The sequence below is a fragment of the Ruminococcus sp. J1101004sp1_RTP21198st1_B9_RTP21198_201120 genome (assembly GCF_040924245.1).
GTDB classification, from domain to species: domain Bacteria; phylum Bacillota; class Clostridia; order Lachnospirales; family Lachnospiraceae; genus Blautia_A; species Blautia_A faecis.
On record NZ_JBCOMI010000004.1, the window covers coordinates 67112 to 83469 of the forward strand.

Sequence of the window (16358 nt, forward strand, 5' to 3'; positions counted from 1 at the left end):
CCTCCCTTATTTATAGCTGATTCTCGGATCCAGAATTCCGTATGCAACATCAGTGAGAATATTCGCAATAAGAACCGCTGCCGCTATCATAACCGTGATTCCCATAATAACCGGGTAGTCTCGTCCGTTGATTGCTGTTACCATAAGAGAACCAATTCCCGGCCATCCGAAAACCTGCTCGGTTACAACTGCACCGCCTACAATAGAAGGAATGGACATTCCCACAACTGTAACGACCGGTGTAAGGGCATTTTTCAAGGCGTGCTTCATGATCACTTTCCATTTGGTAAGACCTTTGGACTTGGCGGTACGAATGTAGTCGTCCTGCATAACTTCCAGCATACTGCTTCGCATGTGCCTTACCCATCCTCCAATCTGCTGAAAGGAAAGGACCAGACAAGGCAGGATCATGTGCTTCATCAGATCTCCGAATGTATGAGCTCCGCTTGAGCTGTACATTCCTCCTGATGGAAGAATGTTAAACACAATGGCGAACAGATAAATAAATACCAGTCCTACAAAGAAGTTCGGAGTCGCCATCATCAGCATAGACAGACCGCCGGAAAAGTAATCTCTTCCTGAATTCGGCCTGGAGGCAGCAAAGATTCCAAGAGGAATGGATACGATCAATGACAGTACAATGGAGCTTGCTGCCAGAATCGCAGTAGCCGGAAGACGCTCCAGTATCATCGCTGCCACCGGTCTCTGGGTGCTGTAGGAAAATCCCAGATTTCCCGTAAGCAATTGTTTCAGCCAGGTAAAATACTGAATGATCACCGGCTGATCCAGTCCAAGTGCCACTCTCTTACGTTCCAGCTCTGCCGGAGTAATTCCCGGATCTGCCAGAAGTGCATCCAGCGGTGAACCAGGCGCCATATTCAGAATAAAATAGGCCAATATGGTAATTCCGAAAAAAGTGGGAATGGCAATCAGTATTCTTTTTAATATGTATTTCCACTTCATAGTGTTTTCCCTTCATCTCCTTTTCCTAGAACCTGTTTGAAAAAGTATTTCCGCAAGCTCCCGCAAATTGTGGCGCACATCTTGCAGAAAGCCTTTTTCAACCACGCTCTACCATAATCCGGATAATCTCTTTATCCGTTTCGCACATACCTTCCTTCGCCAGCTGTCCCACGTTCCGGATGGTATTTTCCACACCGTGGGTAACGATTCCATCACCGCCATAGAACTGCTGTCCCTGTATGTACATTTCATAGCCCATGATTCCGGCATCGACTGCTGCTGAAATCTTGGCTGCGCAGGAGGCTTTCGCTCCGTCACAGATGATTCCGGAAACAATTGCCAGGGAATTCACGATTGTATGTGCAATTACTTCATAATCGCCGCCGTAGAGATAAGCAATTCCTGCACCGCTTCCGCAGCCTGCACTTACTGCACCGCAATAGGCAGAAAGAGTTCCGATTCCCGTCTTCAGATGAATGGTTACAAGATTGGAAAGCACCAGGGCGCGAAGCAATTTGTCATGGGAAACCTGCAACTCTCTGGCAAATTCAATGACCGGAATGCTGGCAGTCATGCCCTGATTGCCGCTTCCGGAGTTGATCACCACAGGAAGCTCGCAGCCATTCATTCGGGCATCGGAACCGGCTGCTGCCTTGGCTCTGGCACGGATCTTAATATTGTCGCCGTAGGTGTGAAGAAGGACTTTTCCGATGTTCGCTCCATAGTTTCCACGAAGTCCCTCCTCAGAAATGGCTGTATTGTAACGGATCTGACGCTCCAGAACCTCCTTTACATCTTCTGTGTCAACAGTATTGGCAAAGTCGATAATGTCTTCTATGTTTAATATGGAATGGTCGGTCTTTTTCTCTTCCTTACCTGAACAGACATCTTTCCGGAAAACAGGCTGGCCGTTTTTCTCAATAAGGATGATGTTGGTGTGCGTATCTACAATGCGGACACGGGCCGTTTCAGTACCTTTGGTTACGGTCAGATCGATTTCAAATACATGCCCGGTGGATGCCGGAGTGATCCTGGGTTTCACCTGATCCATGTAGGACTTGATTTCTTCCTTCTGACCGGATGTTACTCTTGCAATTACTTCAAGGAGCGCTTCCGCATCGCCTGCGATTACACCCGCGCACAGAGCAGCTGCAATTCCCCTCATGCCGCCTGTATTGGGAACGATGACGCTTTTTACATTTTTAATAATATTTCCACTTACTTTAATATCCAGCTGTTCCGGCAGATTGCCCAAAGTTTTTCTCGCCACTGCTCCTGCATAGGCAATGGCAATGGGTTCGGTACATCCCATTGCAGGAATCAGCTCTTCCTCCAGGATTTTTACGTAAGCCTGGTATTTTTCATCACTTTTGTGCAATGTTTTCTCCTCGCTTTCGCCCAGCAATATGAATACTTTAGCACACTATCCTCTTAAAATCAATTAATTCCGGAAATTTGGCATTTAGGAAAATCCTGGATTATATTTGTGAATTTTGTTTTTGTTAATCACTTCACGAATATAATCCGGGTGCAGATTTTTTTATTTAAAATCAGATCACTGGATTCTTTTTAGAAATAGTCATATCCGCCATGAATGTCTACAACGCTTCCATTCATATAGCCATTTTTCAGGACTTCGTATGCCATGTCTGCCACTTCGGAGATCTCGCCAAAGCGGTGAAGCGCAATCTTACGGTTAATACGTTCATAACTTTCCGGGGTGCGGTTCTTATGCCAGCTGGTTTCAATGAATCCCGGGGCAATGGCATTGACCCGGATCTGTTTTGGTTCCAGTTCTTTTACCAGGGATTTGGTGAGGAAGTGGATGGCGGATTTGGTGACACCGTAAACCAGGGATGAGGAATAAGCCTGCTGTCCTGCGTAGGAGCCTGTAAAAAGAATGCTGCCGCCTTCGTTCATAATGGGGCGAAGTTCTTTCACCAGAAATACCGGGACAGACAGGTTGGTATTCACAATTTTGGTCCATTCGTCGAAGGTGTAGTCTTCATATTTCGCATAGGTGCTGATTCCTACATTGTTTACCAGCCAGTCTACATGGCTCACTTCTTCTTTGATCCGGGATACAAATTTCATCATTTCATCATAGGATGACATATCAGCCTGGAGTAACCGGATTTTTTTCTGATTTTCCTCTGTTTGTGCATGAAGAAATTCCTCCGCCTGCTCCGTGTTATGTCCATAGCTCACATATAAAATATCGTCTGACGCAGAATTTTCCAGAATTTTCTCCGCAATCCCTCTTCCAATTCCAGATGTACCACCGGTGATTATGGTTACTTTGCTCATGGGGTGTCCTCTTTTCTGTATATTTTATTGCTATTTAATGTGTTGGTCGTTATCCCGGACGCGATTTCACAATGTATATTCACCGCCGCGCGTCGCAACGTTCCGGCAAGCTAATGACTAACTACGACTAAGACGCTCAGGAAAGCCTTCGCGCCTAAGTCTCCGTAAGTCATGGATCTCGCCTCCACTAAAACCGCTCCAGAAATGCGCGGCTTGCGAATATACATTGCAAAATCGCTGGTTACTGGAAAGGGAAGAAAGAAACAGTAACGACAACAACGGGGGTGGGGTGAAGTAGTTGGTATCCCGCAACTTTATTGTTTTTTGCCATCTATCGTTGCCAAGAAAGTATAGGGAAGCCAATCACTCACCCTCCCCCCTTCGTTAAAAGTTTATACTAACCAGCCAGTACACAGCATTTGGGCAATGTGTATTACTCCAGCGAGCCATTTCAGGCGCGCTCTTAGCGTAAGCGAAATCCAGCGCTTACGGAGACTTATGCGTGAGGGCTCTCCCGAACGCATTAGTCGCAGTTAGCGATTAGTTCGCTGGAGCGTTGCGCCGGCGAGTGAGTAATACACATTGTCCAAATGCGTCCGCATTAAAGAACTTTTAATCAACTAAATAACAATTTCGTTATTCTCTATGATAACAAGAACCAGGTCATACTTTCAATGTGTTATTGAAAATAGCCCGGTTCTTATAAATTTATTTTTTATAAATCCATCAGTCTGTCGTAGACGTCCTTCGGGATATACGGCTGCTGGTTGTGGATGGGTTCGCCCAGGCAGGTCTTGGGATAAGCGAAGGTGCCGGGCTCCAGGCGGATTTCAAGGAGTTTCGGCGCTTCGGTGCCATGTAAAAAGTCTGCCGCTTTTTCAACAACCTCATTGGCTTCCATACAGGCACTGCTGATTCCATAAGCTTTGGCTACCTCTGCGAAGTTGCAGGACGAGAAGCCGCTGCCTTCTGAGGTATCAGCATAGACCTGCTCAAAGTAGTCGCGCTGGAGGTGGCGGATCATTCCCAGGGCGTGGTTGTTCATTACCATCATGGTAATAGGAAGATTCTCACGCTTGACCCACTCCAGTTCCTGAATGTTCATCTGGAATGCGCCGTCACCGCAAATGCAGGCTACTGGCTTTCCGGTGGCGTAATAAGCTCCGATTGCTGCTGGAAGAGCATAGCCCATTGCTCCGTGTCCGCCGGAGAAAAGAAGCTTCTGGTCTTTCTGGTTATGGAAGGACTGGTAGCTCCATACCATATGCTGTCCTACGTCAACTGCTACTGCGGAAGTGTCTGCAAGAGCGTCGCTTAAATCTGCGATCATACGATTCGGATAGCGTTCTGGGATGGAATCATCTACTGCGCGCAAAGATTTCTTTATATCGGCGCACACAGCCAGCCATTCACTGAAATCATAAATCGTCGAACCATCAGATTCTGCACTTTCCGCATTTTCTGCCATTGCCCGAATCACCTCGGCAGCATCTGCACAGAATTTCATTTCATCAATTCCATTTTCGTGAATATTTCGCTGCAAATTATAGTTATCAATATCTACTCGGATGATTTTCGCGTTTTTCGCGAACTCATGAACTTTCGTACCAATCTGACGGGTGCAAAGGGAAATGCCAAGACAAATCAGCAAGTCACTTTTCGCATTGGCGATCATATTGGCATAGCGATGTCCGTAAGCGCCTCCGATGCATCCAAAATTCAGCGGGTCGTCCCACGGTAGTGCTGACATTTCCAATACGCTTGTGATTATCGGGATTTTCCACTGACGTGCCAGAGTAAATAACTGGTCGCGAACTGCTTTGTCGCTGACTCCATGTCCTAACATGATTACGGGACGCTGTGCTTTATCCAGTGCTTCACGGATTGCATCTGCTGCAGAAACAGCACAAGCTGATATTTCACAGTCTGCCATTTTTGCAGACTCTAATACTCCACTGTCGTCCGGCTTCATTGCCATGTCCACGCCTGCTGCTCCGCAGCTGTTTGCAGTTGCTTCCATGCTACTCTCGCAAGCTGCACCAAATCCCATCTCATCCAGACTTATGTCATAAACCGGATTTTTTACATCCCCCCGCTGTATATTCATAGGAAGATCAATCAATACCGGCCCCTTCCGGCCAGAATTCGCAATATGATAAGCTTTATTCAGTTCTTTTACAATATCCTCGTCCTCCCGGATCTGTACTGCATACTTGGTCACAGGCTTCGCCATGGCAACAATATCAATCTCCTGAAAGCCCTGCTGCCGAAGTCCCGGGATGCCGGAATACTCATAAGTATTCAGCTGACCAGTAAGAAAAACAACCGGAAGAGAATCAAAATAAGCATCTGCGATTCCTGAAATCAGATTCGCAGCACCCGGGCCGCTGGTCGCATAAGCACATGCACACCGTTCCCCCGCCTGGGCATATCCACATGCTGCAAAAGCCGCTCCCTGCTCATGATAGCTGGAATGGCTTCTGGTATGAGGATTTTTCTCTATAGAATCAACCAGATGGGCGATCATGGTTCCCTGGTATCCAAAGAAATCATGAATCCCTTTTCTCTGTAAAAACTCAACAATATAATCCGTTACTTTCATTTCCAGAATTTCTCCACCTTTTTTTTCAGATTTGTCCTTCCTGCTACCCCCAACATATCCAGATAAATATGCTGAAGCTCCTCATCCGGAATAAACACCTCGTCATTCTTAAGGCTCTTCACCATAGCCTTTGTATATGGGACAAAAACTTTTTCCAAAGCCGGATAATCTTTATTCTTATAAAGATTTATAATATACTCTTTGTTATCCAGATAATATTTCTCCAATTCAATCTTGGATGCACAGAATTTCACATAATTCCAGCTCCAGTTCAGATATTCCTTTTTCTGGTTGGCATGTCCCTGCTTTCGTCGGGCATGGCTTCGCTTCCGGATCAGGCTCTTCTGACTTCCCACTTCCTGAAAATAATCCTCGAATCGGATCCTGGCACTGACCATTTCCGACAGCTTCACTGTATAATTATCCAGAACCTTCTCCTGGTAGTCTTCCCCATAATACTTCTGAAGATACGTATAAGTATCTCCCGGCACCGGAAACTTCCTGCCATCGATCACCACAGTTTCTGTCTCATCAAAAATTTCCCTTGGAAAATACACTGCCTTTTTCTTCAGGCGAACTACATATTCCTGGGTATCCTCCACATTCATCCTTTTACAGAGCATGCGGTAAAGGCTTTTTCCCAGACGGGCACGTCCTGTGACCAGGCGAAGCCTCATGACAAAACGGCAGATTGCCTTTTTCCTGCCTTTTCGGTCTCCATAATAATCAGCCAGCTCATTCCATCCCACTTCCTGGGCTCTTGTCCACAAATGAGCGAGTCTGGAACGCTGTTTTCCACGCAGGGGCAGAATATCCACTCCCATACCCGGATATTTGTAGTTCCTGCCTTCATTCAGACGGAAGCACAACGTATCCAGATCTGTATAGCGAAGGAAAAATCCATAAAAACGCTTATTGTTATTCATGGATTCCACAATTCTGCTATCCGGAGTCTCCTTCTCCACAGCCAGACGAAAGCGCTCCATATCCGCAGTACGCATATAGACCACGCCTGCATGAGGGCTGGTGATCTCCTGCCCGGTAACACAGCACAAAGTAAGCTGTGGTCCCAGATAATAAGGAATTCCTTCTCTTTTACATATTTTATCTATTTCGGCCAGAAGCTTTACAACTTCTTTTATTTCTCTGTTCAAGCTACGTCTGCTCCCATCTGTCTGTTCATAGTGATCACACTGTTACCAGCGCCTGTTTGAAAAAGGCTTTCTGCGAGATGTGTGTCACAAGCATTCTTTCACAAGCTGCTGTATCTCTTCTATACTTCCATACTTTCCAAGCCACTGATTCAAAAACTCAGAAGCATCTCCGGCTTTTGCATATACAGCTGCTCTCTTGCTTCCTTCATACAGATCTGTGAGAAATATTCTGGAAAGCTCCGTTCGCACAAAACCGCTTCCATTCTGCCGCAGTGCCTCCAGATAGTTCTGGAACGCAGCCTCCGTCTGTCCCTGTTTTCTTCTCACATCTCCAATTACCTTGTACACCTGGGCTCGTTTTTCCTTGCGGATCTGTCCGTCCTTGGCACGTTCTGCCAGCCATTCCAGATCATCCGCCTCACTGGTGTAAACCAGATCTGTGCGAACCCTTGCCAGCTCACCTGGATAGCCCAGGCGCTCCCATGCTTTTGTCAGTGCACGCTTATAGATCTGGATGTCATTGTTCTCACCCGGGCTCTCTGCACGCTCTGCATCAATGCGCTTTAGAATTTCCCCGATCAGTTCTTCCACCTCAGAACGCTTTTTCGCAACACTTGCGCGGGCCAGATAATAATATTCCCGCACAGAAGGATTCTCCGGCAGAAGTCTGTACCACAAAGCCATAAGCTTCATCGCCCCATCCTTCTGTCCAACATCCAGAAGCTGCTGACAAGTCTTCACCGTCTCCCTGCCATAAGGATTCAAAAACTTATCCAACTCCAGTTGGGTAATTCCATTATTTGTTTTCTCACGGGCATCTGCAAAAACTTCCAGAGCATCCGCACATTTGCCCTTCATCCAGAGCAGTTCTCCCTGGTACTTCAGGAAATACCCGTCCTCCGGGAAAAGCCGCAGTGCCTCATCAATATAAAGCTCCGCTTCCACCATATCAATTCCATTGCAAGCGCGTTCCATAAGAAAACGGCTCTTAAATTTCACAAATCCCGGCACTTCCGGATACCGCTCCATCAGCGGCACCATCGTATCCTCTGCTTCCTGATAACGCTTAAATTCATAATCGCAGACTGCTCTTCGAAACAGTTCAATATCAGATTTCAACTGGGCCAGTTCAGAAGGGAATGTACCGGTCTGCTCTTTCACCACCAGCATTCTCCATGCTTTCCCGATCCGTTCTGTATAAACCAGCGTCAGCATTGCTGCATAAAAAGTCACATCGCTGACTTCCAGCAAAACAGGATGATAAAAAGCATAGATTCCGCCAAAATCCTCCCTGCCGATAAACGCAGAGCTCAGCTGGACCTGGTAATATTTTGTAAAGATTTCATTTAATTGGGAAAAGTCACGCTTTTCTACCAATTCCTTCAGGCTGTGTCTGCTTTCTGAAATGCGCGCCTCCAGATCCATCACCGTACTTTTTGCCAGCAGAAGATTGCGCTTATACTGAAGGCGGTGGTTCCGCTTCGCGCCTGCAAGAGAATATATCTTGCGCCAGATGGAATCTCTGCGAAGCCTGCCCTTGCGGATTCCCGGCAGATAATCATCCCGAAGCTCTTTATAGGTAATTCCCTCTACCGTAACCGCATCGTGGGATTCTCTTTCCCCATGGGGTGGAATATAGGACCATTCATCTCCGTAATGCCAGATCAGATAGTCACTCATTCTGTGCGGCACCATTACCTTTGTATTTTCAAAGCTCATATATTTCACAGGAAACATCATGTCCTTATCAAAAAGGAACGGACAGCCGCCCCAGCGCATTGCATAGCGCGGACAATCCTCTTCCTTATAGGAATACATGATCTTCTCCAGTTTCTTCAATGTGCGGTCTTTCCCCAGAAATGTATAGGAAAAAAGCCAGCGCAGATAGGCAGTCACCGGAATTTCCCAGCGGGCACCATATACAACTACCATATTTACCAGCTCAGAGTAGATCATCATATGAGTTCTGTATTTCTCATATTCCTTATCATCTGCGGGAATGGGATCCAGGGTAAGCACATCGATGATCTCACCGGCACTGTCCCTGCCGATAATCTGATGCTTGTGAAGGGCGCAGCTGTCCGTAGCAACATACCTTGGAAAAGTATTGGTATAGCTGCGGTCTACGTCCACACACTGAAGGGCGCGGTGCTCCGGAAGCACGGATCCGGAAATTTCCACCAGTTTATTCCAGTCATCTCTGGGCATATAGATGTCCACATCATCATCCCAGGGAATAAATCCCTCGTTTCGCACAACACCGATGGCTGTTCCTCCCGCCATCACATATCTCAGATTATTCTTTTTACAGATCTCATCCAGCTCACGGAAAAGCTGCAGCAGATGTTCCTGTTTCTCTGTCATTGGTTATCCTCTCTGGTTTATGATTTCCAGAATGTCTGCCAGAGTCTCTGATTCCTCATTAAAAAGTCTGGTACATTCCGTTCTCTCATCACTGATCATAATAAGCAGCTCCTGCAAAAGGTAACGGAGGCCATTGCCTTCGAAGTTAAAGCAGTACCGCTTCAGTCCCTTGCTGTCGTCTATCTTTGCCTCAAAATATCCTGTATTCCACCAGTCTCCCGGGATGGTCACACGGCCTTTCGTACCGATCACAACAAACTCATCCTCCACATCTACTGTGGTGCCAATCTCGATTGTGGCAAGAGCATCCTGATATTTCATGGTGATCATGTCGTAAATGCAGTTTCCAGATCTGTCCTTCACCACATTGGAATTCACTTCCTGGTAATTTCTGCCCAGTATCTTGATAATAGCACACAAAGGCAGAACTGCAGTTTCGGAAAAACTTCTTCCTCCTTCGAAATGGTCCTGGGAAATAGAGCATTTCACACACACAATATCGCCCACCAAGGCGCTGTGTGTCTGCCAGACAAGCTGGTTAAAGGCCCGCAGATACACCAGATTTATTTTCTCCACAAGAAGTACATGACGGGCTGCTGCAAGTGCAAACAGGTCCTTCAGCTTCTCCTTATTATTCGTCATAGGAGCGTCACTTATCACATATTTTCCAAGCTCCAGGGATCTGCGGATGTATTTCTCCCTCTTAGGCTGCTCGGTCTTGATATAAACTATGTCTACCTGGGACAAAAAGCAGTCAAATCCCTGCTGCCATTCCCCATTATCTGCCTCCACACTGTAGTAGGAATCCAATTCATATTTGTCACAAAACGACTCCGCTGCCTCTGCATTCTCAGAAAAAACGCACTCTACATGAAGACCGCTGACATATTTTGTCTCCCACACGATCCCATTGTCCTGATCATTATCTGTAACTACACCCACGGTGTAAGTGGTTCCCTCACCGCGCAGCTTGGTGCTGGAAATATTCTTGGTACGCTCCAGGTACACCACATCACAGTAATTCTTAAGGTAGTCAAATTTGCCGCGCCAGTCAGAACCAAGTACCAGAAGGTCTACCTTATACTTGATGATATCGCTGAGCTTCTGCCCCTGGTACTCCTCGATGATGATCTCATCTGCAAAACCGGTACGGCGTACATTCTCAATCCTTTTCAGAAGGCTGTCCCGCACGTTCAGCTTACCACGCTCAATATCGTAGCTCTCGCTGGTCACGCCCACGATCAGATAATCGCCCAATGCTTTCGCTCTTTTTAAAATATTATAATGTCCCTCGTGGAACAGGTCAAAAGTTCCGTAAGTGATTACTTTTTTCATCGTATTTCCCCTTAAAACCCCTGCTGTCAGCTTCACTCTGCAGTAAAATACTCCCTTTCATTCCCCCGGTTACTGTTCATAGCTTGAGCAGCAACAAATCAGAACCAGCTGCCGTCCGGGACTAATAAATACATTTAGTATAACACAGTTTGCATAGTAAGTCATTATGAAAGAATATCTGCTTTACAAAAAATATTCCCGGGTTTAACAAAAATATAACTCTTTTTTTACTGTGAAACTACTGAACTGCTGTCTCTTTCTTAATAAGAAAAGAAAGACAATCCGTCAGGACTGCCCTTCTTCATGATCTTCTTTCTCTTCTGCATCAAAGGAGGTATCCCATGTGGCAGCCAGCTCTTCGATAGCCATTCTTCGCTGAGCCAGTACTGCAAACCGGTCTTCCTCTTCACTATCATATTCGTCTTCCAGACCTTCATCCTCAACCTTCTTCTCACGTTTGAAAAGAATGAAGGTGATCAGTCCCATAACATTGGTATAGACCCAGTCCACCGGAAGACTTCCAAGTATCAGTACAAACAGAACTGACACTCCAAACAACGCCCATACATTCATCAGCTGCGGAATATTCAGGATCATAAGTCCGTTCATCAGAATCATGATGGGATAATGGAAAAAGTAAATTCCCATTGTGTTTCTTCCCAGGAAAATAAATGGATGGCGTTTATCTGGCATCAGCACCAGCAATGCAAAAATAACCGTAAAGGAAATCAGATACATCATTCCTCTGACTACCATTCCCTGCACATTGTCCATTCCACTTGCAAGATAGGAATGATTGCCTCGGAAAAGGTCTACCGGAATATTATTTCCGATCATATAATTGGTCGCCACAAACAGAAGAATGATCACGAAAAGTGCAACCACGATCTTGCCTTTAAATTTGCGGATCACCTTGGTGTATTCACTCTTCCATAAATATCCTGCCACAAAAAACGGGAAAAATACCACAATTCTTGAAGCTGATAAAAATGTACTGAATTCCATTCTGGTTCCTGCCCACAGCGCAAAAATAATGCTGAGAGGTACAATAAACCTTATTTTTCCAAATGCTTCTATGGTCAGACGGTATGCAAACAACGCAAGCACATACCACATAACGGTTCCGGAAGGACGGAGCAGTTCATAATCCATTTTATTTCCCAGCCAGATCTGCGCTGCCCAGGTAAGTGTATAACCCAGAATATATGGAATCAATAAATTCTTAACATTCTTCATCACATCCTGAGGCTTCTTGGACAGATAACCGGAAATAAATATGAACGCCGGCATATGAAATATGGTAATTCCATACCACACAAAACGCACAACCTGATCTGCTTTAACCAGCTGGAATGCAATGATATGATTAAAAACCACCAGAAAAATCAAAAATATTTTTATATTATCCACAAGGTAGGAATATGGAATTTCCTGTTCCTTCGTATTCTTGCTCATTTTAGCCACCTTTATACTTTGACATAATTATTTTCAGACATGTCAGTTTTATGAATAAAGGATAACATATTTTTGTGGTTTTTGGAATAACTTTTTAATATTTTAACGTGTTTTGAAATATTTTCCTGTGGTTTTGTGTTACTGATGAACCGCAATAATGTATTATTTCATTTCTCCAAAAACCTGCTGGTGCAGTTTGCGCCCTGTAGGTGTTGCCGCCAGGCCACCCTCTGCTGTTTCTTTAAGGGCAGTGGGCATCACATCTCCTACCTTTTTCATAGTCCAGATCACCTCGTCAGCCGGAATTGCACTTCGGATTCCGGCCAGAGCCAGTTCTGCTGCCACAAATGCCCCAGCTACGCCTGATGCATTTCTCTTAATGCATGGAATTTCAACCAGCCCTGCAACAGGGTCACATACAAGACCCAGAATATTTTTTAGGGCAGTGGCTACTGCCGACTGGATCATATCAGGTGTGCCGCCGGCAAGTTCCACAATTGCCGCCGCTGCCATGGCAGATGCAGAACCGCACTCAGCCTGACAACCTCCCTGCGCTCCTGCAAGTGACGCATTATTGGCAATTACCATTCCCACTGCAGATGCTGTGAAAAGGGACATGACGCATTCCTCTTCTGTAAGCTGGTACTGCTCCTGCATGGTGAGTACAGCTGCCGGTACAATGCCGCAGCTTCCTGCTGTAGGCGCTGCTACGATTCTTCCCATGGAAGCGTTCAGTTCTGATACTGCAAGGGCACGATAGAGGGCGCCTCCAAGAAGGGGACCTGTAAGATTTTTCCCTTGCTCTACAGCAATGCGCATGCGATAGGCATCTCCACCAGTGAGGCCACTTGTGCTTTTCAGATCCGGGGCGCTGCCAGGCTGGATACAGGATGCCATAACCCGATAGTTTTCCCTCATTTTTTTATATATTTCCTGCTTCGGCAGTTCCATCTGCTCCGCCTGCTGCTCCAGAATCAAAGCGGACAGGCGACAGTTGTTCTCCTTCGCTGCCTTCAGCAGGGATTCCATTGAGTGGTAGTTTAGATCCACAGTGAATTCTCCTTTATTGTATTTTTTGTGGGGTGAAATCTCCCGCAAAGTGGGGCGTGCAGATTGCGGAAATGATTTTTTAAACACGCTCTAACATCGTACTGGAATATATATTCTCCAGCCGGTTAATCTTCTCATTGAGTTCCGGAACAAAGTGGCTGTCGCTCTCGATAGTCATTACCGCCAGACCACCCTTGGTCTCGCGCGCCAAGTGAAAATTACAGATATTCACCCCATACTCTGCCATCAGCTCTGTAACCGCAGCAATCGTCCCTGGTGCATCCTTGTGAAGCACGATCAAAGCAGGATTCTGCCCAGTAAGAGCAACCTCCATTCCATTCACTCGGGTGATCAGGATATTCCCCCCGCCAATACTGCTGCCCCGAAGAGACACCTTTTCCCCGTCTGCTGCAGTCAAAGTGATCTCCGCAGTATTCGGGTGCGTATTCTCCAGTTCACCAGTCTCAATCTGAATTTCCAGTCCCTCCTTTTTCGCCACATCAAGTGAAAAGCGGATACGCTCATCATCTGTCTGCATTCCCAGTATTCCCGCTACAAGAGCCTTATCCGTGCCGTGTCCCTTATAGGTTTTCGCAAAAGAACCATGCAAAAATATGTGCGCTTTCACCGGAGTTTTTCCAAGAAGAGCCCTTGTCACCAGACCGATCCGGGCTGCTCCCGCAGTGTGTGAGCTGGACGGTCCGATCATGACCGGCCCCAGAATGTCAAATACATTCATACTTATTTTCCTCTTCCTTTTATTCATCCGCTGCCTTTTTTCGTTTCCGGCAGCCTGCAGATGTTTTCACGTTACCGCTCACATCTGCACTGTTATTGTTCCATCTTAACATTAAAACATACCTTTTACAACATGGATAAAGGGTAACTGGTAACTGTTTACTTCGTGTTTACTTTTCACTCCGTTCACAGTAACGCGCTTCGCAATGCACAATACTCCCGATAAATAATCTTATGTTTCCTTTCTACCTGGACTGTGGTAAAATAGTTCTATGTAAATCGCCTGGAACCATTCCGGCAAGACTATTTTCAGATTTCTTTATGAAAGGCACACATTCATGAAACGAGTGATTACTTACGGTACCTTTGATTTACTTCACTATGGGCACATTAATCTGCTGCGCAGGGCGAAAGCTTATGGTGACTACCTGATCGTAGCTTTATCTACAGATGAATTTAACTGGAACGAGAAGCATAAAAAATGCTATTTCTCTTATGAAAAAAGGAAATCCCTGCTGGAAGCCATCCGCTACGTAGATCTGGTAATTCCGGAGGAGAACTGGGAGCAGAAGGTAAGTGATATTAAAGAATACCACGTAGATACCTTTGTTATGGGTGACGATTGGGAAGGGAAGTTTGACTTTCTGAAGCCTTATTGCGACGTGGTGTACCTGCCGAGGACACCTGAGATTTCTACTACGCAGATTAAGGCGGATCTGCAGAAGTAGGAAGCATTGGTAATTATATGATCAGAGATTTCGTATGATTCATACAGGTTACGAAATCTCTGACTTTTTTATTTCATGACAGCAATGTGCGCGCGATTTTTCCCGGACTACTTAGCAAGACGGATCATATTCCAGCTGTGTTTTCCAAGCACAGTACTTAATTTACCGCCGTCAATCCGGCTTGCAGCGGATTTCACAGGCACAACCTTTTCGGGATCCGCTTCTGTATTTACAGCTTTCATATCGTCATTAGTAAGTACAATGTGTTCTTGCACCTGATAGCCTTCAAACTGGCGCAAATCGCAGCTTACCTCCAGATCTTCCTCAAGACTTTTATTCACTGCAAAAATTGTAAGAGTATCTTTCTCCTCATTCCATACGCACACAGAATCCAGATACGAAACGTCACAGTAATTCCTGCTGTCGTATACCGGAGCCAGTACCTGTGTATTCAACACAGTTCCTCTTCCGAAAATGCTTGTGTACATATATGGATAAAAAATAGTCTGGCGCCATGCACCTGTATCGGAGGTCATGATCGGCGCGATTACATTTACCAGCTGTGCCAGGCATGCCATTTTCACACGGTCCGCATGGCGGAGCAATGTGATCAGCATGCTTCCAACCAGAAGGGCATCTTTGAAATTATAAATATCCTCAAGCTGATGTGGAGCCTGTCCCCATTTTTCCAGTTTCTCGTCGGCCGCATTGCTGTGATACCACACATTCCACTCATCAAAGGAAAGATTAATGCGCTTTTTGCCATGCTTTTTCGCACGGACAGCGTCGCAGATGCTGACTACGCCGGAAATAAAGTCATCCATCCCTTTGGAATTTGCAAGAAAATCAGGGGTGTCATCAGCAGCATTGCCGTAATACTGGTGAAGGGACATATAATCCACCAGATCATAGCACTCGTCCAGAACCGTGTACTCCCAATCTCCAAATGTCGGCATCATCAGATTGGAGCTTCCGCAGGCAACAGTCTCAATCTCCGGATCCAGCATTTTCATAATACGGGAAGTCTCTGCTGCTGTTCTTCCATATTCATACGCTGTCTTATGTCCCATCTGCCATGGACCATCCATTTCATTTCCCAAACACCAGGTTTTAATGTTGTGCGGCTCTGCATGACCGTTGGCCTTACGCATGTCACTGTAATAGGTACCGCCCTTAAAATTACAGTATTCCAGAAGATTTCTGGCTTCCTCCGGTCCTCTTGTTCCAAGATTCACTGCCATCATAATATCTGTGTCTGCTTTCTTCGCCCAGTCCACAAACTCGTCCAGGCCAAAGTGATTGTTCTCGATCACGCCCCAGGCAAGTTCCGGTCTGGCTGGTCTTAATTCCTTTGGTCCTACGCTGTCCTCCCACTTAAACCCGGAAACAAAGTTACCTCCCGGATAGCGGACAATAGGAACCTGCAGCTCTCTTACCAGCTCCAGAGTATCCCTACGGAATCCCTGCTCGTCAGACAACGGACTGCCCTCCTGATAAATTCCCTGGTAAACAGCTCGACCAAGCTGTTCAATAAAAGATCCGAAAATTCGTTTATCCACCTTTCCAGTGAGGAAATATTTGTCAATAATGATCTGCGCTTTTTTCATAGGTATCCTCCTTATATGGTGCCAGTTGTATGGCATTTTTTCTGCTCTTTATGTA

At 45.9% G+C, this 16358-nt stretch carries 13 protein-coding genes and 1 pseudogene; 2 read left to right on the forward strand and 12 right to left on the reverse strand.

The genetic code is table 11. The features are described 5' to 3' along the window. Positions 1-6 precede the first annotated feature (6 nt). Complete coding sequence (locus tag AB5618_RS03790; RefSeq protein ID WP_118577950.1) at positions 7-963, reverse strand: ABC transporter permease; 957 nt, start codon at positions 961-963, stop codon at positions 7-9. Positions 964-995: 32 nt separating this feature from the next. Between AB5618_RS03790 and AB5618_RS03795 the strand changes: the two are divergent. Then, positions 996-1055: pseudogene (locus tag AB5618_RS03795) on the forward strand (hypothetical protein); the annotation flags it as partial. 5 nt (positions 1056-1060) lie between these two features. Here AB5618_RS03795 and AB5618_RS03800 read toward each other — a convergent pair. The 10 genes from AB5618_RS03800 to sdaAB form a co-directional block, all read right to left on the reverse strand. Then, positions 1061-2341 carry a serine dehydratase subunit alpha family protein gene (locus AB5618_RS03800; RefSeq protein WP_148463508.1) on the reverse strand — a complete coding sequence of 427 codons (1281 nt, stop codon included), beginning with the start codon at positions 2339-2341 and terminating at the stop codon, positions 1061-1063. Between the two features lie 191 nt (positions 2342-2532). After that, positions 2533-3270, reverse strand: coding sequence for an SDR family NAD(P)-dependent oxidoreductase (locus tag AB5618_RS03805; RefSeq protein ID WP_148463509.1), 738 nt, complete (start codon positions 3268-3270; stop codon positions 2533-2535). 715 nt (positions 3271-3985) lie between these two features. After that, the gene (locus AB5618_RS03810; RefSeq protein ID WP_148463610.1) at positions 3986-5872 is read right to left on the reverse strand and encodes a thiamine pyrophosphate-binding protein; all 1887 of its coding nucleotides are present in this window, start codon (positions 5870-5872) and stop codon (positions 3986-3988) included. After that, the gene (locus tag AB5618_RS03815; protein WP_148463609.1) at positions 5869-7026 is read right to left on the reverse strand and encodes a LicD family protein; all 1158 of its coding nucleotides are present in this window, start codon (positions 7024-7026) and stop codon (positions 5869-5871) included. The genes AB5618_RS03810 and AB5618_RS03815 overlap by 4 nt, the downstream gene beginning before the upstream one ends. Before the next feature lie 84 nt (positions 7027-7110). After that, entirely contained in the window at positions 7111-9390 is a 2280-nt protein-coding gene (locus tag AB5618_RS03820; RefSeq protein WP_148463608.1) for a LicD family protein, read from the reverse strand. Positions 9391-9393: 3 nt separating this feature from the next. Then, entirely contained in the window at positions 9394-10725 is a 1332-nt protein-coding gene (locus tag AB5618_RS03825; RefSeq protein ID WP_148463607.1) for an adenylyltransferase/cytidyltransferase family protein, read from the reverse strand. A 285-nt stretch (positions 10726-11010) separates the two neighbouring features. Further along, positions 11011-12180, reverse strand: coding sequence for an acyltransferase family protein (locus AB5618_RS03830; protein ID WP_148463606.1), 1170 nt, complete (start codon positions 12178-12180; stop codon positions 11011-11013). 162 nt (positions 12181-12342) lie between these two features. Continuing rightward, positions 12343-13230 (reverse strand): L-serine ammonia-lyase, iron-sulfur-dependent, subunit alpha, encoded by an 888-nt coding sequence (sdaAA, locus tag AB5618_RS03835; RefSeq protein WP_330659827.1) that lies wholly within the window; start codon positions 13228-13230, stop codon positions 12343-12345. After that, positions 13221-13340: a DUF6783 domain-containing protein gene (locus AB5618_RS03840; RefSeq protein ID WP_368361438.1), complete on the reverse strand. Its 120-nt coding sequence runs from the start codon at positions 13338-13340 to the stop codon at positions 13221-13223. Before AB5618_RS03840 ends, sdaAA begins: the two co-directional genes overlap by 10 nt. Beyond that, positions 13310-13969, reverse strand: a complete 660-nt coding sequence (gene sdaAB / locus AB5618_RS03845; protein WP_148463605.1) for an L-serine ammonia-lyase, iron-sulfur-dependent subunit beta — start codon at positions 13967-13969, stop codon at positions 13310-13312. The genes AB5618_RS03840 and sdaAB overlap by 31 nt, the downstream gene beginning before the upstream one ends. Positions 13970-14306: 337 nt before the next feature. Between sdaAB and tagD the strand changes: the two genes are divergently transcribed. Continuing rightward, positions 14307-14696 (forward strand): glycerol-3-phosphate cytidylyltransferase, encoded by a 390-nt coding sequence (gene tagD / locus AB5618_RS03850; protein ID WP_118584161.1) that lies wholly within the window; start codon positions 14307-14309, stop codon positions 14694-14696. A gap of 107 nt (positions 14697-14803) precedes the next feature. Here tagD and AB5618_RS03855 read toward each other — a convergent pair whose 3' ends face one another. Continuing rightward, positions 14804-16303 carry an alpha-N-arabinofuranosidase gene (locus tag AB5618_RS03855; RefSeq protein WP_368366498.1) on the reverse strand — a complete coding sequence of 500 codons (1500 nt, stop codon included), beginning with the start codon at positions 16301-16303 and terminating at the stop codon, positions 14804-14806. Between the last annotated feature and the right edge of the window lie 55 nt (positions 16304-16358).